We start from the raw sequence: 19,674 nt of genomic DNA on the forward strand, positions 1-19,674 counted from the left end.
GTTTCGAATGGTTTGCCGGCCTGGAGGTGGTTGCCGGCCAGCGGCCGGCACGCCCGTTACTCGAACGAGCCGACCGAATCATGGGCCAGGTTGTCGAAGCGGGTGTACTCGCCGAAGAACTTCAGCTTGCACGACCCGGTCGGGCCACCACGGTGCTTGCCGATGATGATCTCGGCCAGGCCCTTGTCCGGCGAATTTTCCTTGTTGTAGTAATCGTCGCGGTAGATGAAGACGATCATGTCCGCATCCTGCTCGATTGCGCCTGATTCGCGAAGGTCGGCCATCACCGGGCGCTTGTCGGTACGTGTTTCCAGCGAGCGGTTGAGCTGCGACAACGCGATCACCGGCACATGCAGTTCCTTGGCCAGGCCCTTCAGCGAACGCGAGATCTCCGAGATTTCGGTCGCGCGGTTTTCGCTGTTGCCCGGCACGCTCATCAGCTGCAGGTAGTCGATCACCACCAGGCCCAGGTCATGCTCGCGCTTGAGGCGACGGCACTTGGAGCGCAGCACTTCCGGCGACACGCCGGGCGTATCGTCGATGAAGATCTTGGTTTCCTTCAGCATCTTGATCGCGCTGGTGACGCGGCTCCAGTCCTCGTCTTCCAGCTGGCCGGTACGCAGGCGCTGCGCGTTGATGCGGCCGTTGGAGGAAATCAGGCGCATCGCCAGCTGCGATGCCGACATTTCCATCGAGAACACCGCCACGCCCTTCTTCGACTTGATCGCCGCGTACTCGGCGATGTTCAGTGCGAAAGTGGTCTTGCCCATGGCCGGGCGCGCGGCAAGGATGATCAGGTCGGTCGGCTGCAGGCCGGAGGTCATCGCATCGAAATCGTTGTAGCCGGTCGGCAGGCCGGTGATGTTGCCGCCGTTCTCGAAGCGGCTGCGCAGCTCTTCGAAGGCATCCTTCAGTGCACCGGGCATCGCCACGAAATCGGTACGGCCGCGTGCGCCCTGTTCGGCGATGGCGAACACGCTCTTTTCCGCCGATGCCAGCAGCTCGCTGCTCTCACGGCCCTCGGGCTGGAAACCGTCGTTGACGATGTCGGTACCCACCTGGATCAGCTGCCGCAGCACCGCCTTGTCACGCACGATCTCGGCGTAGGCCACGATGTTGGCCGCCGACGGCGTGGTACTGGCCAGCTCGATCAGATAGGCACCATCGCCCACCAGTTCCATCTTGCCCTGCGATTCGAACCACTCGCCCAGGGTCACCGCATCGAACGGCCGCTCGCGCTCGGACAGCTCGCGGATCGCGCGATAGATCATCTGGTGGTCGCGGCGGTAGAAATCGCCTTCGGTCAGCTGGTCATTGACCCGGTCATAGGCCTCCGGGGCCAGCATCAGGCCACCCAGCACCGCCTGCTCGGCTTCCACCGAATGTGGCGGTACCCGCAACTGGTCGATGCGCGACTCGTCGCGATCGCGATCGAAGCCATCACCGCGCTCTCTGCGGTTGGAACGGAAGCCGGGGCGAGCGGACATGCTGCGGTGTTTCCTGCAAAAGTGGGCCGGACGAGTGTAGGCATGCGCCGACCCCGGCGGCCATGGACAAGCCTGTGGATAAGCCGTGGAGAAACGGGGGATATCCGCCGGTGCCTGGCCAGATTGGCGTGGGGGCGTCGCACTGCCTGCGACGGGCGCCGTTGCGGCACCCGAGCGGGCATTATCGCAGATGGGGGTGGCAACCGCTGGCGTCAATCGCCCTTGACGTGAACCGCGATCAGCGCCAGGAACCGGTCCACATAGCCCTGCAGGAATTTCTGCGTGCCTTCGTTGTGGACCGTGCCGTCGGCATCGATCAGGCCGTCCTTGAAATGAATGAACGCCTCGGGCTGGCCGAGCACGTGCATGTCCAGGAAGGCCAGGCTGTTGCGCAGGTGCTGCTGGGCCACGGCGGTGCCGATCTGGCCGATGGAGGCGCCGATCACCGCCGCCGGCTTGCCGGCAAACGCGCTGTCGCCATACGGGCGCGAGCCGATATCGATGGCGTTCTTCAGCACGCCCGGCACCGACCGGTTGTATTCGGGGGTCACGAACAGCACCGCGTCGGCGGCACGGACCTGGTCCTTCAGCCGGGTACCCTGCGCCGGATAGTGGCCATCGAAGTCCTGGTCGTACAGCGGCAGATCACCGATCTGCACATACTGGAAGCGCGCGCGGTCGCCGGCGATCTTCTCCAGCGCATGGGCCAGTTTGCGGTTGCACGATTCCTTGCGCAGGCTGCCGACGAACACGGCGATGGTGGGTACGGACATGGGGACAGACTCCTCACGGTGCGGGAGGCCCAGCCTAGTCGCCGGGCCCTTGCAGGCCGGTGAAGATCAGCTGCCCGTCACGCCCGCACGCACCTGCCGCCAATGCGCCTGCCAGGCCTGGAACATCAGCACGTTCCACAGATGGGTATGCCACTTGCGCTGGCCGCCGAGGAACTGCTGCCACAGCGGCTGTACCGCGGCCGCCGACAGCACGCCCTCCTGCTCCAGCCGTGCGGGCTGCAGCAGGTCTTCGGCCCACGGCCGCAGGTCGCCCTTCAGCCAGTCGCTGACCGGCGCGCCGAAGCCACGCTTGGGCCGGTGCACCATCGACTGCGGCACATAACGGCCCAGCACGCGCTTGAGCAGCACCTTGCTGGTGGTTTCACTGCGCTTGAAGCCCAGCGGCAGCGACCAGGCGAACTCGGCCACGCGTGAATCCAACAGCGGCGCGCGTGCTTCCAGGCTGACCGCCATCGAGGTGCGGTCGACCTTGCACAGCAGGTCATCCGGCAGGTAGGTCACGTAATCGGCCAGCATCATCGCGTCAGCCGGTGTGCCGGCTCCGTGCAACGGGTCGGCCAGGTCATAGAAGCTGCCCGCGGCCTGCGCCCCGGGCACTGCCGCCGCCGGGTCGCGCCAGCGCGAGATGCGGTTGCGGTACACGTCGCCGATGCCACGCGCGCCGGACTCGGCCAACAGCGCGGCCAGGCCGCCGGTACGCGAGGCCTCGCCCTGCTGCTGGGCGCGCGCGCCCATCCAGCGCCGCAGCGGTCCCGGCACACGGCCCAGCATCTGCCAGTTGCGCAGCGCGCGCACATAGCGGGTATAGCCGAAGAACAGCTCGTCGCCACCGTCGCCGGACAGCGCCACGGTCACGCCCTGCCGCGCCAGCCGGGCGACCAGCGCGGTCGGCACCTGCGAGGCATCAGCGAAGGGTTCGTCGAACATCGCCGGCAACTGCGGCACCACCGCCAGTGCGTCGGCACCGCTGACGTAGAGTTCGGTGTGGTCACAGCCCAGATGCGCGGCCAGTTCCTTGGCCAGCGGCGCCTCGTCGTGGCCCGAACCGGTGAAGCCGATACTGAAGCTGTGCACCGGCTGACCGCTCTGTGCCTGCATCAGCGCGGCCACCAGCGACGAATCGGTGCCGCCAGACAGGAACACCCCCACCGGCACGTCGGCCACCATGCGCAGCGCGACCGCGTCGCGCAGCAGCCCATCCAGCTGCTCCTCGGCCTCCTCGATGCGGCCCTGGAACGGCGCGGCCAGCGCCGCCTGCATGCGTGCACGCGCATCCCAGTAGGGGCGCTGCGCCTGTTCCGGACGATGCGCCGATGCACCCGCCGCTACGGCTTCGGCATCCAGGCGCAGCACGCGGCCCGGCATCAGCTTGTAGCAGCGCTGGTGGATGCTGTGCGGGGCCGGAATGTAGTCCAACCGCAGCAACAGGGTCAGTGCGTCGCGGTCGATGTCGTTGTCGAAGGCCGGGTGCTGCCACAGCGCCTTCAGTTCGGAACCGAATACCAGGGTGTCACCCGCCCAGCCGTAGTACAGCGGCTTCTTGCCGACACGGTCGCGGGCCAGCCACAGGCACTGCTCCTGGCGGTCCCACAGCGCAATGGCGAACATGCCGTTGCAGCGCTGCAGGGTGTCTTCCATGCCCCATTGCAGGATCGCTGCCAGCAGCACCTCGGTGTCGGAGTGGCCACGGAAGGCGTGCCCCAGCGGCTCCAGTTCGGCACGCAGGGCGGCGAAGTTGTAGACCTCGCCGTTGTAGGCCATCACGTAGCGACCATCGGACGAGGCCATCGGCTGGTGGCCCAGCGGCGACAGGTCGAGAATGCTCAGCCGACGGTGCGCCAGCGCGACGCCTGCCCCGGCATCGGCCCAGCTGCCGCCATCATCCGGCCCGCGGTGATGCAGCGCCTCGCCCATGGCCAGCACCTGCGCCTGCAGCACCTCGGCCGACGCCACAGGCGCCGGCAACAACATTCCCGCCAATCCACACATGCATCAAGGTTCCTGCGCCAGTTCAAGGGCGGCGCCAATCACCGCATTGTCGCTTGGAAGCCCGAACATTGCTGCCCCCGCCAGCGGGGTATAGGTATCGGCACCGCAGACCCGGCGCAACGGCAGGTGGCCGAAACCGGCCTCGACCAGTGCGGTGACCACGCCCTCGCCCACCCCGCCACTGTGGCGGCCCTCGTCCAGCACCAGCACCCGCCGTGCACTGGCGGCCTGGCTGGCGATGAAACCGGCATCCAGCGGCACCAGCCAGCGCAGGTCGACCACCCGCACCTGCCAGCCCAGCTGCTGCTCGATCGCCCGCGTCGCGCGCAGCGCCATCGGCACGCCGTTGCCATAGGTGTAGACCACCAGGTCGCCTGCCTCCGGCGCATAGACCCGGCCCTCGCCCGGTACCAGCGCCTGGCCCTGGGCCGGGTAGTCGAACAGCCACTGGCCATCGCCCGGCTCATGCAGGTCCTTGCTCATGTACAGCGCGATCGGCTCCAGGAACACCGCCACACGTCCGTCCACCCGGGCCAGCGCCGCCAGCGTGCGCAGCATCATCACCGCATCGTCGCCGCGCGACGGGCAACCCACCACCAGGCCGGGAATGTCGCGCAGCGCGGTGATCGAATTGTCGTTGTGGAAGTGGCCACCGAAGCCCTTCTGGTACCCCAGCCCGGCCACCCGCAGCAGCATCGGGTTGCGGTACTGGTCGTTGGAGAAGAACTGCAGCGAACACGCTTCGCCGCGCACCTGGTCGATGGCGTTGTGCAGGTAGGCCAGGTACTGGATCTCCGGGATCGGCAGCATGCCCATGTTGGCCAGGCCCTGCGCCATGCCCAGGATCATGGTTTCGTCCAGCAGGGTGTTGAACACCCGGCGCGGGCCGAAGCGGCGCAGCAGATCCTTGGTGACGGTGTAGACACCGCCCTTCTGCGCGACGTCCTCGCCGAACAGCAGGCTCTGCGGATACTTCGCCAGCAACTCCTGCAGGCCGTGGTTGATCTGGATGGCGAGGTGTCGTGGTGCCTGCCGTTCGGGCAGGGTCTCCGCACCGCCATACAGCGCTTCGCGCGTCTCGGCGGGCACCTCGCGCCGCGCTTCGACCTGCACCGCCGCTGGTGTGTACGGCGCCAGCGGCGCCATCACTTCCTGCAGCGACTGCAGCGTCGGGCGGCCTTCGGCGTCGGCCGCCGCCGCCATGCAGCGCGCGCGCAGGGTCTCGTAGGCCACTTCGATGGCGGCCGCATCCATCCAGCCCGATTCCATCGCGATCTGCGCCGAGCGCAGCAGCGGATCCTGCGCCTCGGCCGCGCACAGCTCCGGCAACGCGCGCCATTCCACTTCAAAGTCGGTGCCGGCGTGGCCCATCAGGCGCGTGGTACGCAGATGCAGGAAGGTCGGCCGCCGCGTGCGCCGGCAGTGTTCCACCGCGGCCTGTACCTGGGCGTGTCCGGTGGCCAGATCCAGCCCATCGGCGAAGAAATAGTCGAGCCCCGGCTGGCGGCTGAAGCGCTCGGCAATCCAGCCTTCCGGGGTCTTCACCGAAATGCCCAGCCCGTTGTCCTCGCAGACGAACAGGATCGGCGCCGGCAGCTTCTGGTAGGCCGACCACATCGCGGTGTTGAATGCGGTCTGCGCGGTGGCATGGTTGGCCGAGGCATCACCGAACGAGCACAGCACGATGCTGTCGGTGGGAATCGGCAATGCCTGCCCCAGCCGTTTGCCACTCTCGATGGCCAGCGCGGTGCCCAGCGCCTTCGGCAGGTGCGAAGCAATCGTCGAGGTCTGCGGCAGCACCCACAATGGCTTGCTGCCCCACACCTTGTGGCGGCCACCGCTGGCCGGATCATCCGCGCTGGCGGCGAAGGACAGTGCCGCATCGCGCAGCGGATCGATACCCGGCACCTGGCGCGAACGCTCGGCCATGAAGGCACCGGAGCGATAGTGCAGGAAGGCTGGATCGGTATACCGGCAGGCCCGCGCCAGCAGCGCATTGCCTTCGTGGCCGGAAGAACCGATGGTGTAGAAGACCTTGTTCTGCACGCGCAGCACGCGTGCCATCAGGTCCAGCTGGCGGCTGGCCAGCTGCGAATCGAACAGTTCACCGAAGGCCGCAGCGCTGAGCGTGCTGCCCGGCAGGATCGGCGCATCCGGTGCCGGGCGCGGGCGCGGGGTGCCGCGCCAGCCACGCACCGCATCAAGGAAGTTGACGTCGCACACTTCGGCGCGGTTGAGCACGCGCATGCGTGCGGGAATCGGATCTGGAACCACAGCGAACATCGAACACCCTCCGTGTCGTTGTTGCATTCCGCCGGGCATGGCCCGGCGCTACCCTGTGGGGGTCACCTTGTTGAGAGTCACGCGGCCTCGAATCGCGAGCGCACTTCGGCGGTCACTGCCGGCATCGGCAGGAAGCGCGGCTGCTCACGCACGCGCTGCAGCCAGGCGCGAACTTCCGGGAAAGGCTCCAGGCTGATACCGCCCTCGCCCGCCACATCGGTATAGGCAAACAGGGCGATATCGGCGATGCCGTATCCGCTGCCGGTGAACCATTGCGCCTGGCGCAGGTGCTGCTCCATCACCGCCAGCGCGGTGGCGGCGCGCTCATACAGGCGCGGCAGTTCGGCGCGGCGCGACGAATCGGGCGCGGTCCAGCCGCGGATGAAGCGCGCCACTGCCACGCACGGCTCGTGCGTGTACTGCTCGAAGAACATCCAGCTCAACGCCTGCGCGCGCTCCCAACCATCGGTGGGCAGGTACGGCGTGCCTTCGGCCAGCCAGAACAGGATCGCGTTGGATTCGGTCAGCACGCGGCCATCGTCGCGGACGATCAGCGGCACCTTGGCATTCGGGTTGAGCGCCAGGAATTCGGGCGTATGGGTCTGGCCGTGGGCACTGTCCACCTCCACCCAGCGGTAACGGCTGCCGAGCTGCTCCAGCAGCAGGCGGACCTTGTGGCAATTGCCCGAGACCGACATGCCATGCACCGTCAGCGGGACGCGCTCTTCCACCATTGCCTGCTCCATCACATCCGGCCGGCGGCCGGCTGCGTGCAGTCTGGCAAGCACGCCGGTGAATGCCAAGCGCGAGTGCAGCATGGCGACCCGCTAGTGCCGGCCGCTGGCCGGCAACCGCATGAATCCTGCTGCAACGAGGTTGCCGGCCAGTGGCCGGCACTACCGGGCAACGCTCAGCGTGTGCGCTGCCGCCACTGCGCGCGCGACTGGCCCCAGATCTGCATCGGCTTGTCGTTGTACGGTGGCGGCAGTTCGCCCATGCGCAGCATCGTGCTGCCGAGCTTGCGCGCGACCGCCCGCGAGTTGTCGTTGTTCTCGGCGATGGTGTGGATCACCTCATCCCATCCGAGCGTGTCGAACGCCCAGTCGATCGCGGCGACCGCGGCTTCCGGCGCATAGCCCCTGCCCCAGCTGGCATGGCGGATGCCCCAGCCAACCTCGGTACCGGGCCAGTCCTGCGGTTGCCAGGGACCCATGCGCCCGATCCAGTCACCGCTGGATTTCTCTATCACGCTGAACATCGAGAAGCCGAACAGCTGCCAGGCGCCAGCCAGGCTGCAGAAGCCACGCCAGGCCACCGAAGGCGGCTGCACGCCACCGAGGGTGCGCATCGTTTCCTCGTTGGCGCAGAACGCCAGATAGGGTTCGTAGTCCTCGCGCAGCAGCGGGCGCAGGATCAGGCGCTCGGTTTCAATGCGCAGGTCGAAAATGCTCATGCCGGCTCCATGTCGAAGGAAGCGTCCATGATGGTGGATTCGCGCCCCGCGCGGATGAATTCCGCCGGTCGCAACGAAACGGGCCGGCATGAGCCGGCCCGTCGAGTACTGCATGCTGCACCTGGATTACTGGCGCGTGGTGGCCGCAGTGGCACCGGCGGCAGCGGTCTGCGTGACCAGCTGGCCATCGACCACCGGCAGGCGATCGCTGGCCGGCTTGTTGTCCATGCGCACGGTCTTCTCGGCGCCGTCGTAGCGGTAGGTCACGTTGTAGCCCTTCACCACATCATTGGTGCCCATGGCGATGCGGTTGCCCGGCTTGCTGGCCATGCGCATGGTGCCGGTGGTGCCGTCCTCGTTGCGATAGGTCACGTTGTAGCCGGTGACGCGGCTCGACTCGGAGGTTGCGGTCTCGGTGTGGCACTGGCGCTCGGTACGGTTGACCACGCGGCCACCCACATGGCGCTTGTCGATCTGGTTGCCGATGAAGCCACCGGCCACGGCACCGGCTGCGGTCGCGGCCTTCTTGCCATTGCCGCCGCCGACCTGGTTGCCCAGCAGGCCACCCACCACAGCACCGACCACGGTGCCGCCCACATTGCCATCACGTTCCGGCAGGCGCTCCTGCACCGTCACGTCCTGACAGACTTCATGCGGGGTCTGGGTGGTGGAGGTCTCGCGCACCGCATCGGTGCCGATCACGGTGGCGTAGGCCTTCTGCTTCTCGGTGATCGGGTCGACCTTCAGCACATCGGCATATTCCAGCCCACGCGGTGCCGACGGGTCGAGCGTGTCACCACGCGCGCCATCGTCAGTGGCGTTGCCATCGACCAGGCGCGATTCACCGTTGGGGGTTCCGGCGCTGATGGAATCGGGCGAGGTGCCGCCACTCTTCATGAAGGCGGCGGTGGCGATACCACCGACCAGCAGCGCGCCCGCTGCGACCAGGACAGTTGTAGTTGTGCTTTTCATGACCTGCTCCTTGCGGACCATCCGCAACGTTCTCGGACCAGATTGCAGCATGCGCTGCCTGAACGGAATCTCCACATTTCCTGCTCATTCCCGTAACCCATTCAGCATCGGGAAATGCTGGGCCCGTGGTAGCGTTTGCATATTCCCCAGGAGGACCCCCGCCATGGCCAACCCGATGCTGCTGCCGCTACTGCAATGGGCGCGCCGGCTGCGCTACCCCACCCTGTTCAAGCTCACCGCAGGCCTGTTCGTGCTGACCCTGTTCATCCCCGACCCGATCCCGTTCGTCGATGAACTGGTGCTCGGCTTCGGCACCCTGCTGCTGGCCAACTGGAAAAGCCGCAACGCCGCCACGGCGCCGCCGTCGCTGGAACAGCGTTGAGCCTGCTGGTCGACAGCCACTGCCACCTCGATGCCGGCGAGTTCGACAGTGACCGCGCTGCGGTGATCACGCGCGCGCAGGCCGCTGGCGTGCGCCTGCAGGTGGTGCCGGCGGTGACTGCCGCCAGCTGGCCGAAGCTGCGCGAAGTCTGCCAGCAGGCGTCGGGGCTGTACCCGGCCTACGGCCTGCACCCGATGTTCCTGGCCGAGCACCAGCCCGGTCACCTGCCGCTGCTGCGCGAGTGGATCGAGCGCGAACGCCCCTGCGCGATCGGCGAATGCGGCCTGGACTTCTTTGTCGAAGGCCTGGATGCAGAGACGCAGCAGGCGTACTTCATCGGCCAGCTGCAACTGGCCCGTGAATTCGACCTGCCGGTGATCGTGCATGCACGGCGCGCGGTGGATGCGGTGATCGCCGCGATCCGTCGCGTCGGCGGCCTGCGCGGCGTGGTACACAGCTTTTCCGGCAGTCCGGAACAGGCCGCGCAACTACACAGGCAGGGCTTCCTGCTGGGTCTTGGCGGCCCGTTGACCTACGAGCGGGCGCAGCGCCTGCAGCGGCTGGTGCGCGAGATGCCGCTGGAACAGCTGCTGCTGGAGACCGACGCGCCCGACCAGCCTGACGCCGGCATCCGCGGCCAGCGCAACGAACCGGCGCGGCTGGCGACCATTGCCCGCCACGTGGCCGCGCTGCGCGGGATGGAGCTGGACGCGGTGGCCCAGGCCACGACGGAGAATGCACGGCGCCTGTTCGCGCTGCCGGCGAACTGAGGGTAGTGCCGGCCGCTGGCCGGCAACTGCGGAATGATTCGATCAGCGCAGATGCCGGCCAGCGGCCGGCACTACCGTCACGCGTCGGCGTGATCCTCGACCACTTCGGCCTTCACCTTCTTCGGCTCCAGCAGCATTTCCAATGCCTTGCCCACCGCCGCGAAAGCGAAGGCGCCGGTGATATGGGTCGCCGCACCCAGGCCGGCGCCGCAGTCCAGCTTCAACGCTGCATCGGCACCGAGGTTCGGGCGGATGCCACAGACGCTGCCATCGGCCTGCGGATACTTCACGTTCTCCAGTGAGTACACCGCCGGCACGCCGAAGTAGCGCTTGGCGTTCTTCGGGAAGTTGAACTCGCTGCGCAGCTTCTTGCGGATCAGCGCCAGCATGGCGTCGTGCTCGGTGCGCGAGACGTCGCGGATGCGCACCAGGGTCGGATCGGTACGGCCACCGGCGGCACCGACGGTCAGCAGCGGCAGCTTGCGGCGACGGCACCAGGCAATCGTCTCGACCTTGACCCGGAAGCTGTCGCAGGCATCGATCACCAGATCGAACCCACGGTCCAGCAGTTCGGCCATGTTCGACACCGTCAGGAACGCCTGTACGGCATCGACCTCGGTGTCCGGGTTGATCGCGCGGCAGCGCTCGGCCATCGCCTCGGCCTTGTTGCGGCCGTAGTTGCCTTCCATCGCCGGCAGCTGCCGGTTGGTGTTGGACACGCAGATGTCATCGGCATCGATCAGGGTCAGGTGGCCGACCGCCGAGCGGGCCAGCGCCTCCACCACCCACGAGCCGACGCCGCCCATGCCCACCACCGCCACGCGGCTGCCCTGCAGGCGCTCGAGCGCACCCACGCCATACAGCCGTTCGATGCCGGCAAAGCGTTGTTTGACCTGTTCGTTCATCCGGCTATTTTAACGTGCAGGCGCCAGCGCCTACAGCGCGCCGGCATCGAACCCACCGTTGCACGCCCGGAGAGCCCGCCATGAACGCCAGCCCGCCCCGCCGCCCGTCCACCGCCTACCGCTACCTGTTCGTGCTCGGCCTGGGCCTGTTGATCGGCCTGATCGCCACGGTGATGGTGGGCCGCGCCCTGCAGGCCCGCCGCGACCCGTTCCCGGACAGCCTGATGCAGGTGATGCAACGGCAATCGCAGCTGCTGCTGCAGGCCCAGCAGCAGAACCGCTGCAGCCTGGCCGACAGCGTGCCACGGTTGCAGGCGATGCGCCTGCTGTCCAACGACCTGGACCTGGCTTTCCCCGGTTTGAAGGACAGCGCGCAGTTCCAGCAGCATGCCAGCCAGCTGCGCGGCAACCTCAACGCCGCTCTGGCCGCGCCGCCCAGCGACTGCACGGCCCTGGCCCAGGTGGTGGAAACCGTGCAGGCCGACTGCCGCGCCTGCCACCAGGACTTCCGCTGAGCCGCATTCATCCTGCAGCCGGACAAGGGTCGCGTGGTTGGCACCTTGTTCACGTTCAAAAGAGGACGATTCGTCCACCCTGCTGCATGACGCAGTACCACCCAACGCACCCGCCTTCACGGCCAGGAGACGCCCCATGAAGATCCAGCTCATCGCCGCCAGCGCCATCGCGACCCTCGCCCTGGCTGGCTGTGCCACCTCGCCCGGTTACGGCGGTGGTGGTTACAACAACGGCTACAACAATGGCGGCTACGGCAACAACGGCGGTTACAACCAGGGCCGCTGCGCCGACTGCGGCATCGTCACCCGCATCAACACCGTGCAGTCCGGCCGTACCGCGCCCAGCGCGACCGGCGCGATCCTCGGCGGCATCGTCGGCGCGGTGGCCGGCCACGAGATCTCCGACCACACCGGCGGCAGCCGTGGCAACAAGAACATCGCCGCCGCTGCAGGCGCGGTCGGTGGCGCGCTGGCCGGCAACCAGATCCAGAAGAACGTCACCAGCGACACCTACGACATCAGCGTGCGCATGGACGATGGCCGCACCATCGTGGTCAACCAGCGCGACCTCGGCGGCATCCGTGAAAACACCTACGTGCGCGTAGTCAACGGCAAGGTCATCCTGCGCTGATCCGCACCGGGCCATGCGCAAAGAAAAAGGCCCGCTTGCGCGGGCCTTTTTCATGCCGACAGGCGGCGGGTATTACACCGGCTGCACCTTGTCAGCCTGCAGACCCTTCTGGCCCTGCACGACTTCGAAGCTCACAGTCTGGCCTTCCTTGAGGCTCTTGAAGCCCTGGGTCTCGATGGCGCGGAAGTGCACGAACACATCCTCGCCATTCTGCCGGCTGATAAAGCCGAAGCCCTTCGCATCATTGAACCACTTTACGGTACCGGTCTCGCGATCAGCCATCTCACTAACTCCCTTTGACTCTCTCTTGTTGTTGGAAACGCCTGGTGGGCGGCTGACAAGCAAGGGGGAAGCGAGGTGCATCGATGCAGCGGATCGGGAAGATCTTGCTTCATCAGGCCACGATCCACGGTGACCTTGCCAAGCTCAGCGACTGCAACTTAACCCGCCCAAAACGAAAAATCAACTGGCAAAATCTTTCACTGTCAACCCCAAAACGGCCACCATACGGGACAGCATGGGACTCTCATTCATCTTATATCTGCTAGCGGTCATTTTTGTCCTGGTCGGCATCGCCGGGATCATCCTTCCGGCCCTGCCCGGCATCCCGCTGGTGTTCATCGGGCTGCTGCTGGCGGCGTGGGCCGACGGCTTCGTCCATGTGGGCTGGCCAACCCTGGTCGCGCTGGGTGTACTGACCGTGCTCTCGCTGGTGGCGGACGTGCTGGCCACAGTGGTGGGCGCACAACGGGTGGGCGCGAGCCGGAAGGCCCTGTGGGGCACGTTCGTCGGCAGCATCGTCGGCCTGTTCTTCATGCCGATCGGCCTGTTCGCCGGTCCGTTGATCGGTGCCCTGCTCGGCGAGTACTGGCACACCCGCGAGCTGGGCCGCTCGACCAAGGTCGGCCTGGCCACCTGGCTCGGCATCCTGCTCGGCCTGGCGTTGAAGCTGGCGGTGGTGATCGCGATGCTCGGCCTGTTCGCCTTCGCCTGGTTCCTGTGACTGGCGCAGCCTTCACGCCACGCGCACGTGGTGGCCGTGCATAAACCGTGGGGGCTGGCCGCGATCCGGTACAGCCGCCACACTGTGCGATTCCCGTATTCACCGAAGGGCCTGCTGGAATGACCCTCCCCCCGCTGCTTCCCCGCCTCGCGCCGCTGGCGCTGGCCCTGGCCAGTGCGCCGCTGGCCGCGCAGGAGTTCGTGCCCAGCACCGACACCTCGCCTGCTGCGTGTGCCGCCATCACCACCGACGCGGCGCGCCTGGCGTGCTATGACCGGCTGTTCGCACACACTCCGCAGGCCACAGCGGCGGCCGACGCTGCCGCCGAGGCAGCCGCGCAGGCCCGTCGCGAAGAACGACAGACCGCACGCGTGAGCCAGGGCGAAGAGAAACTGCGCGAACGGGTCAGCGACCTGTTCCGTCCGGCAGCACCGGACAACGCGCTGGCCAACGCCGGCCGCGGTTCGCTGCTGGACAGCCGCTGGGAACTGGCCGAGGACTCCAAGCTGGGCCCATTCCAGCTGCGTGCCTACAAGCCGGTGTACCTGCTGCCTGCGTTCTGGACCAGCGACCGCAACACCACACCGCATTCGCCGAATCCGGCCAACACGGTCACCACGCCGCAGGTGCTGGACAGTGCCGAACTGAAGTTCCAGATCAGCTTCAAGACCAAGATCGCCGAGAACCTGTTCGGCGACAACGGCGACATCTGGGCCGGCTATACCCAGAGCTCGCGCTGGCAGGCCTACAACAGCGAGGATTCGCGCCCCTTCCGCGAAACCAATTACGAACCGGAAGTGATGATGGTGTTCCGCAACGGCTACTCGATCGGCGGCTGGCGCGGGCGCATGACCGGCATCGCGCTGAACCACCAGTCCAACGGCCGCGCCGATCCGCTGTCGCGCAGCTGGAACCGGGTGATGCTCAACATCGGCCTGGACCGCGAGAACTGGGCGCTGGTGCTGCGCCCGTGGTACCGCATTCCCGAGACCCGCAGCGAGGACAACAACCCGGACATCGAGGATTACATGGGTCGCGGTGACGCGACCCTGACCTGGAACCGCAACGGCCATGAAGTCTCGCTGATGGCGCGCCATTCGCTTCGCACCGGCAGCCGTTCGCACGGTGCCCTGCAGCTGGACTACGGCTTCCCGATCAGCAACCTGCTGCGCGGCCATGTGCAGGTCTTCGACGGCTACGGCGAAAGCCTGATCGACTACAACCACAAGGCCACCTATGTGGGCGTGGGCGTGTCCCTGCTGGAGTGGTTCTGATGGACGTGACGATCTGGCACAACCCGGCCTGCAGCAACTCGCGCGGCGCACTGAAGCTGATCCGCGATGCGGGCTTTGATCCCGTGGTGATCGAGTACCTCGGCAATCCACCCGATGTGGCCACACTGCGCCAGGTGCTGGCCGAATCCGGCCTGGACGCGCAGGCGCTGGTGCGCAGCAAGGAAGCGCAGTTCGCCGAACTGGGCCTGGAAGGTGCGGACGAGGCCACGCTGCTGGCCGCGATGGCCGAACACCCGCGGCTGATCAACCGCCCCGTGGTGCGCACGCCCAAGGGCACCCGGCTGTGCCGCCCACCGGAAACGGTGCTGGAGATCCTGTAACAGAAAAGGGGACGGAGGGGATTAAGTCGTTTGTGCACAAACGACTTAATCCCCTCCGTCCCCTTTTCTGTTACCGCCAGTCGGTGATGCCTTCGCGGCGGTACACCTCGGCGAACGCCGGGCGCGCCTTCATCGACGTGGCATGCGCCTTCAGCACCGGCCAGGTGTCGCTGGGCTTCGGCATGTTGCGCGACCAGCGCATCAGCATCACCAGCATGTAGTCGACCACGCAGGGCGTGGTGCCCAGCAGGTAGGGGCCATGCACCTGCAGGTGCGTGGCCACATGCTGCCAGGCTGCTTCCAGGCGTTGCCGCGCCATCTCGCGGCTGGCCTCCATGTTTGCCTCGCCCGCCATTTCGTGCGGGTAGAACCAGGCACGATAGGCCGGCTGCAGCGTATTGGCGCACCAGAACATCCATCGGTAGGCATCGGCGCGCTGCGGCGTGCCCAGTGCAGGCAGCAGATTGGCGTCCGGATGGCGATCAGCCAGGTACAACGCAATGGCCGCCGCTTCGGTCAGTACCAAACCATCGATCAGCAGCGTCGGCACCACACCGGCCGGATTCAGCGCCAGGTACTCTTCTGACTTGTGCTCGCGCGCATCGAAATCCAGCAGCACCAGTTCGTGCTCGATGCCCAGCTCGATCAGCAGCCAGTGCACCACCAGCGCGGCGGTACTGGTTGAACCATACAGCGTGGTGCTCATGCGCGGCTCCTGTGTGGATGGATCGGCCGATTATGCGCCTGCACGGGCGGTCGTTGCTCAGCCGCAGCGGCTCATGCAGGTATCGCGGCCTTCGCTACAGGACATGATCGGCGTGCGTATCGCGCAGTCGTGCGTCTTCAGTTCACAGGAACGGCGCAGCTCGGGGTTGGCAACGTCCTTGCAGCGTTTGTCCGGCGCCGGCACCATCTGTTGTTCGCAGCTGAAGTCGTTGCTGCCGATACTGCCCCGCGCCATGCAGCTGCGATAGTCGGCCTGGCACTGCATTCGGCACTGCGAGGACGCGGAGAAATCCGCACCTTCGTAGGATGACGTTGTGCTGCAGCCGGCCAGGACCAGCAGGAACACAGCCGCGACGGATCGATGCAGGCGCATGGGCACATCCAGTGCAGGGGTGTGCCGACCCTAGCAGACTACGGTTGCTCGTGCAGGCACCGACACGCGCCCCTGATCAGTACACGGGAATACCAGTGTCGGTACGGACGTCATTGACGGTGCCGCCGCAGGAGAGCAGGCACTGGGCGTAAGGAGCACTGCATGAAGGAAGCGCCGGGTAACCGCAGTAGTTGCCGGCACCGTTGCCCCCTTCGCAGTTGTGCCGCTGCTTGTCGTCGGCAATACCACTACAACGGCTGATGACCCGGCTCTTCTCGCTTTCGCAGCTCTGCTGATCCGACTCGGCACGGGCGCGGTTGTGGAAGTCGCACGTCGCCTTCTGGCTCTCGCAGACCGACGCGCAGATCTTCCCCGCTTCGTGGGTTGGTGGCTCGACGAAGTAACGCGGACCACAGGCACTGCACGCCAGCGCAGTGACCAGCAACACGAAAACACGCGACCACTGCAGCACGATGGACTCCCTTCCAGTACGCCGACCAGTACGTTAGCAGAGCGGGCCGCGCGCGAGCAGGCTGCATACAACAACGGCGCCACAAGGGCGCCGTTGTCTCGACCGGAACGGGAGGAATTACTCCACCACCACCGGAATCTTGCCGATGCGGGCCTGCCATTCGCGCGGGCCGGTCTTGTGCACCGATTCGCCGGTGGAATCCACCGCCACGGTCACCGGCATGTCCTGCACGGTGAACTCGTAGATCGCCTCCATGCCCAGGTCGGCGAAACCGACGACCTTGGCCGCCTTGATCGCCTTGGACACCAGGTAGGCCGAACCGCCGACCGCCATCAGGTAGGCCGACTTGTTGTCACGGATCGCCTCGATGGCCGCCGGGCCACGCTCGGCCTTGCCGACCATGCCCAGCAGGCCGGTCTGTTCCAGTACCTGACGGGTGAACTTGTCCATGCGGGTGGCGGTGGTCGGGCCGGCCGGGCCCACCACTTCGTCGCGCACCGGATCGACCGGACCGACGTAGTAGATGAAGCGGCCCTTCAGATCGACCGGCAGTTCCTCGCCCTTGTTGAGCATGTCGACCATGCGCTTGTGCGCGGCGTCGCGACCGGTCAGCAGCTTGCCGTTGAGCAGCAGGGTCTGGCCCGGCTTCCAGCTGGCCACGTCTTCCGGCGTGATCGTGTCCAGGTCCACGCGGGTGCCCTTGGACGAATCGTAGGTCAGCTTCGGCCAGTCTTCCAGCGACGGCGGGTCCAGCATCACCGGGCCGCTGCCATCCAGGGTGAAGTGCGCATGGCGGGTGGCCGCGCAGTTCGGGATCATCGCCACCGGCAGGTTGGCCGCATGGGTCGGGTAGTCATTGATCTTGATGTCGAGCACGGTGGTCAGGCCACCCAGGCCCTGCGCACCGATGCCCAGCGCATTGACCTTCTCGTACAGCTCCAGACGCAGCTCTTCGATGCGGTTGGACGCACCACGGGCCTGCAGCTCGGTGATGTCGATCGGCTCCATCAGCGCTTCCTTGGCCAGCAGCATCGCCTTCTCGGCGGTGCCGCCGATGCCGATGCCGAGCATGCCCGGCGGGCACCAGCCGGCACCCATGGTCGGCACGGTCTTCAGCACCCAGTCGACGATCGAGTCGGACGGGTTGAGCATGGCGAACTTGGTCTTCGCTTCCGAACCACCGCCCTTGGCGGCGACGATGACGTCGACGGTGTTGCCCGGCACCACCTTGACGTTGACCACGCCCGGGGTGTTGTCCTTGGTATTGATGCGCTTGCCGGCCGGATCGGCCAGCACCGAGGCGCGCAGCTTGTTGTCCGGGTGCATGTAGGCGCGGCGCACGCCTTCATTGGCCATGTCTTCCACGCCCATCGTGGCGTCATCCCAACGCACGTCCATGCCGATTTCCAGGAACACGGTGACGATGCCGGTGTCCTGGCAGATCGGACGGTGGCCTTCGGCGCACATGCGCGAATTGATCAGGATCTGCGCCATCGCTTCCTTCGCGGCCGGCGACTCCTCGCGCTCGTAGGCGGCGGCAAGGTTCTTGATGTAATCGACCGGGTGGTAGTACGAGATGTACTGCAGCGCGTCGGCGATGGACTGGATGAGGTCTTCCTGCTTGATCGATGTCACGTCTTGCTCGCTTGCTCGAGGCTGGCGGGGGTAATCCGCCCATTTTACCCCCTCCCCCGGCCGCAGGGTGGTAGTGCCGGCCGCTGACCGGCAATATCCACGCAAGCCCTCTGTCACGCCACGCGCCACTGCGGCGTCCTTGCCCACATGAACGCCGAAACCGCTTTCCAGACCCACCGCCCGCGCCTGATGGCCCTGGCCTACCGCCTGCTCGGCAGCCGCGCCGACGCCGAAGACGTGGTCCAGGATGCCTGGCTGCGCTGGTCCGGTGCCGATCCGGCGGCCGTCCGCGACCCCGAAGCCTGGCTGGTCACCACCACCACCCGGCTCGGCCTGGACCGGCTGCGCGCGGCCAAGCGCGAGCGCGTGCACTACGTCGGCCCGTGGCTGGCCGAGCCGCTGGCGGTCACCCTGGAGCCCGACCCGGCGCCCGGCCCGGCCCAGCTGCACGCGCTGGCCGACGACGTCTCGGTCGCCTTCCTGACCCTGCTCGAACAGCTCGGCCCCGAGGAACGCGCAGCCTTCCTGCTGAAGGAGGCCTTTGACCACGACTACCGCGAAATCGCCGACCTGATCGGCCACAGCGAGGCCAACTGCCGGCAACTGGTGCATCGCGCCCGGCAGCGGTTGCAGGCCGGACGACCGCGCTTCAACGCCGATGCCAGCCAGCACCGGCAGCTGCTGGCGCGCTTCATGGATGCCTCGCAGCGCGGCGACAGCGGGGCGATCCAGGCCCTGCTGCACGCCAACGCGCTGCTGGTCTCCGACGGTGGCGGCGTGGTTACCGCAGCGATCCGCCCGCTGCTGGGCGCCGAGCGCATCGGCCGCCTGTTCTGGGCCATCGCCCGCCGTGGCGCGGCGCATCCGGCGCAGCTGGGCTATGTCAACGGCGAGCCGGCGATCCTGCGCTTCCAGGGCGATCGCCTGCACTCGATCACCACGATCGAAGTGGTCGATGGCCGCATCGCCAACGTGTACAGCGTGTTGAATCCGGAAAAGCTGCCGAACGTTGTCACGCACGGTGACGGTGCGGCGTCCTTGTAATGAAAGGCGGCCATCGTGGCCGCCGTGGAGCCCACGATGTCGAACCATGCCTCTCCCCGCGTTCCTTACACCCGCCTGGCCGCCGAGGCCTTCAAGGGCCTGCTGGCCACCAGCCAGGCGGTGCATGACAGCTCGATCGATCCGACCCTGATGGAACTGGTGTTCCTGCGCGTGTCGCAGCTCAATGGCTGCGGCTACTGCATGGACATGCACGGCACTGCGCTGCGCAAGGGCGGCATCGAGCCGCGCAAGCTCGATACCCTGCCCGCCTGGCACGAAAGCCGCTTCTTCGATGCCCGCGAACGTGCGGCGCTGGGCTGGGCCGAGGCGCTGACCCGGCTGACCGACGGTGCGCCGTCGCAGGCGGCGTTCGATGCACTGGCACCGCACTTTGATGAGAAGGGCATCAGTGACCTGAGCATGGGGATTGCGGTGATCAATGCCTGGAACCGGCTGGGTGCGGGCCTGCTGCCGCCGCTGCCGTAAAGGGGGGCTGGCCGGGCTGCCGCCCGGCACCCGCAGAGGCAACAGCCGAAACAGCAGCAACGTCAGAAGCTGGCTCTTCTGCGGGTTGGCAGGGTGGGTCAGGTCGCCCTCGACAGACTTCTACTGCTGTTGGTAGGTG

The 19,674-nt window shown here is 66.8% G+C and carries 22 protein-coding genes; 9 read left to right on the forward strand and 13 right to left on the reverse strand.

The genetic code is table 11. The annotated features are described in order from the left end of the window. Positions 1-56: 56 nt before the first annotated feature. The 7 genes from AC13GF_RS09095 to AC13GF_RS09125 form a co-directional block, all read right to left on the reverse strand. Positions 57-1,487, reverse strand: coding sequence for a replicative DNA helicase (locus AC13GF_RS09095; protein ID WP_010486827.1), 1,431 nt, complete (start codon positions 1,485-1,487; stop codon positions 57-59). A gap of 212 nt (positions 1,488-1,699) precedes the next feature. Beyond that, positions 1,700-2,260: an NADPH-dependent FMN reductase gene (locus AC13GF_RS09100; RefSeq protein ID WP_483004413.1), complete on the reverse strand. Its 561-nt coding sequence runs from the start codon at positions 2,258-2,260 to the stop codon at positions 1,700-1,702. Between the two features lie 66 nt (positions 2,261-2,326). Further along, positions 2,327-4,270, reverse strand: a complete 1,944-nt coding sequence (gene asnB / locus AC13GF_RS09105; RefSeq protein ID WP_483004414.1) for an asparagine synthase (glutamine-hydrolyzing) — start codon at positions 4,268-4,270, stop codon at positions 2,327-2,329. A 3-nt stretch (positions 4,271-4,273) separates the two neighbouring features. After that, the gene (locus AC13GF_RS09110; protein ID WP_483004415.1) at positions 4,274-6,553 is read right to left on the reverse strand and encodes a thiamine pyrophosphate-dependent enzyme; all 2,280 of its coding nucleotides are present in this window, start codon (positions 6,551-6,553) and stop codon (positions 4,274-4,276) included. Positions 6,554-6,630: 77 nt separating this feature from the next. Continuing rightward, a complete protein-coding gene (locus AC13GF_RS09115; protein WP_483004532.1) occupies positions 6,631-7,287 on the reverse strand; it encodes a glutathione S-transferase family protein in 657 nt (218 codons plus the stop codon). 176 nt (positions 7,288-7,463) lie between these two features. Next, positions 7,464-8,006, reverse strand: a complete 543-nt coding sequence (locus AC13GF_RS09120) for a GNAT family N-acetyltransferase (RefSeq protein ID WP_483004416.1) — start codon at positions 8,004-8,006, stop codon at positions 7,464-7,466. 126 nt (positions 8,007-8,132) lie between these two features. Then, positions 8,133-8,978 (reverse strand): glycine zipper 2TM domain-containing protein, encoded by an 846-nt coding sequence (locus tag AC13GF_RS09125; RefSeq protein WP_142806354.1) that lies wholly within the window; start codon positions 8,976-8,978, stop codon positions 8,133-8,135. Positions 8,979-9,141: 163 nt separating this feature from the next. Between AC13GF_RS09125 and AC13GF_RS09130 the strand changes: the two genes are divergently transcribed. Together AC13GF_RS09130 and AC13GF_RS09135 are read left to right on the forward strand one after the other, a co-directional pair. Continuing rightward, positions 9,142-9,360 carry a DUF6116 family protein gene (locus AC13GF_RS09130; protein WP_483004417.1) on the forward strand — a complete coding sequence of 73 codons (219 nt, stop codon included), beginning with the start codon at positions 9,142-9,144 and terminating at the stop codon, positions 9,358-9,360. Beyond that, positions 9,357-10,130: a TatD family hydrolase gene (locus tag AC13GF_RS09135; protein ID WP_483004418.1), complete on the forward strand. Its 774-nt coding sequence runs from the start codon at positions 9,357-9,359 to the stop codon at positions 10,128-10,130. Before AC13GF_RS09130 ends, AC13GF_RS09135 begins: the two co-directional genes overlap by 4 nt. Positions 10,131-10,207: 77 nt before the next feature. On the opposite strand, the gene AC13GF_RS09140 is transcribed toward AC13GF_RS09135, so the two are convergent. Beyond that, on the reverse strand, positions 10,208-11,035 hold the full coding sequence (locus tag AC13GF_RS09140) for a tRNA threonylcarbamoyladenosine dehydratase (protein ID WP_483004419.1): 828 nt from the start codon (positions 11,033-11,035) through the stop codon (positions 10,208-10,210). 80 nt (positions 11,036-11,115) lie between these two features. On the opposite strand from AC13GF_RS09140, the gene AC13GF_RS09145 reads away from it, so the two are divergent. Both AC13GF_RS09145 and AC13GF_RS09150 read left to right on the forward strand, forming a co-directional pair. Next, positions 11,116-11,550 carry a hypothetical protein gene (locus tag AC13GF_RS09145; RefSeq protein WP_483004420.1) on the forward strand — a complete coding sequence of 145 codons (435 nt, stop codon included), beginning with the start codon at positions 11,116-11,118 and terminating at the stop codon, positions 11,548-11,550. A gap of 136 nt (positions 11,551-11,686) precedes the next feature. Further along, a complete protein-coding gene (locus AC13GF_RS09150) occupies positions 11,687-12,181 on the forward strand; it encodes a glycine zipper 2TM domain-containing protein (protein WP_010486804.1) in 495 nt (164 codons plus the stop codon). A gap of 72 nt (positions 12,182-12,253) precedes the next feature. Here the strand turns inward: AC13GF_RS09150 and AC13GF_RS09155 are convergent, their stop codons facing one another. Then, positions 12,254-12,463, reverse strand: a complete 210-nt coding sequence (locus AC13GF_RS09155; RefSeq protein ID WP_010486802.1) for a cold-shock protein — start codon at positions 12,461-12,463, stop codon at positions 12,254-12,256. A gap of 235 nt (positions 12,464-12,698) precedes the next feature. Here AC13GF_RS09155 and AC13GF_RS09160 point away from each other — a divergent pair, with 235 nt between their 5' ends. From AC13GF_RS09160 to arsC, 3 genes are all read left to right on the forward strand, one after another. Next, positions 12,699-13,184 carry a DUF456 domain-containing protein gene (locus tag AC13GF_RS09160; RefSeq protein WP_295557283.1) on the forward strand — a complete coding sequence of 162 codons (486 nt, stop codon included), beginning with the start codon at positions 12,699-12,701 and terminating at the stop codon, positions 13,182-13,184. A 119-nt stretch (positions 13,185-13,303) separates the two neighbouring features. After that, positions 13,304-14,458: a phospholipase A gene (locus tag AC13GF_RS09165; RefSeq protein ID WP_483004421.1), complete on the forward strand. Its 1,155-nt coding sequence runs from the start codon at positions 13,304-13,306 to the stop codon at positions 14,456-14,458. Beyond that, positions 14,458-14,799 (forward strand): arsenate reductase (glutaredoxin), encoded by a 342-nt coding sequence (gene arsC, locus AC13GF_RS09170; RefSeq protein ID WP_483004422.1) that lies wholly within the window; start codon positions 14,458-14,460, stop codon positions 14,797-14,799. The genes AC13GF_RS09165 and arsC overlap by 1 nt, the downstream gene beginning before the upstream one ends. A gap of 70 nt (positions 14,800-14,869) precedes the next feature. Here arsC and AC13GF_RS09175 read toward each other — a convergent pair whose 3' ends face one another. The 4 genes from AC13GF_RS09175 to AC13GF_RS09190 form a co-directional block, all read right to left on the reverse strand. Then, positions 14,870-15,505 carry a glutathione S-transferase family protein gene (locus AC13GF_RS09175; RefSeq protein WP_483004423.1) on the reverse strand — a complete coding sequence of 212 codons (636 nt, stop codon included), beginning with the start codon at positions 15,503-15,505 and terminating at the stop codon, positions 14,870-14,872. Positions 15,506-15,562: 57 nt separating this feature from the next. After that, positions 15,563-15,898 (reverse strand): hypothetical protein, encoded by a 336-nt coding sequence (locus AC13GF_RS09180; protein WP_483004424.1) that lies wholly within the window; start codon positions 15,896-15,898, stop codon positions 15,563-15,565. Between the two features lie 76 nt (positions 15,899-15,974). Further along, the gene (locus AC13GF_RS09185; RefSeq protein ID WP_483004425.1) at positions 15,975-16,370 is read right to left on the reverse strand and encodes a hypothetical protein; all 396 of its coding nucleotides are present in this window, start codon (positions 16,368-16,370) and stop codon (positions 15,975-15,977) included. Between the two features lie 117 nt (positions 16,371-16,487). After that, positions 16,488-18,005 carry a fumarate hydratase gene (locus AC13GF_RS09190; RefSeq protein WP_006377486.1) on the reverse strand — a complete coding sequence of 506 codons (1,518 nt, stop codon included), beginning with the start codon at positions 18,003-18,005 and terminating at the stop codon, positions 16,488-16,490. A gap of 147 nt (positions 18,006-18,152) precedes the next feature. Here AC13GF_RS09190 and AC13GF_RS09195 point away from each other — a divergent pair, with 147 nt between their 5' ends. Together AC13GF_RS09195 and AC13GF_RS09200 are read left to right on the forward strand one after the other, a co-directional pair. Continuing rightward, positions 18,153-19,049, forward strand: coding sequence for an RNA polymerase sigma-70 factor (locus AC13GF_RS09195; RefSeq protein ID WP_483004426.1), 897 nt, complete (start codon positions 18,153-18,155; stop codon positions 19,047-19,049). Positions 19,050-19,085: 36 nt separating this feature from the next. Beyond that, positions 19,086-19,535 (forward strand): carboxymuconolactone decarboxylase family protein, encoded by a 450-nt coding sequence (locus AC13GF_RS09200; protein WP_126927550.1) that lies wholly within the window; start codon positions 19,086-19,088, stop codon positions 19,533-19,535. Positions 19,536-19,674: the final 139 nt, after the last annotated feature.

This window comes from Stenotrophomonas sp. 22LJNL06-5-1 (genome assembly GCF_056861455.1).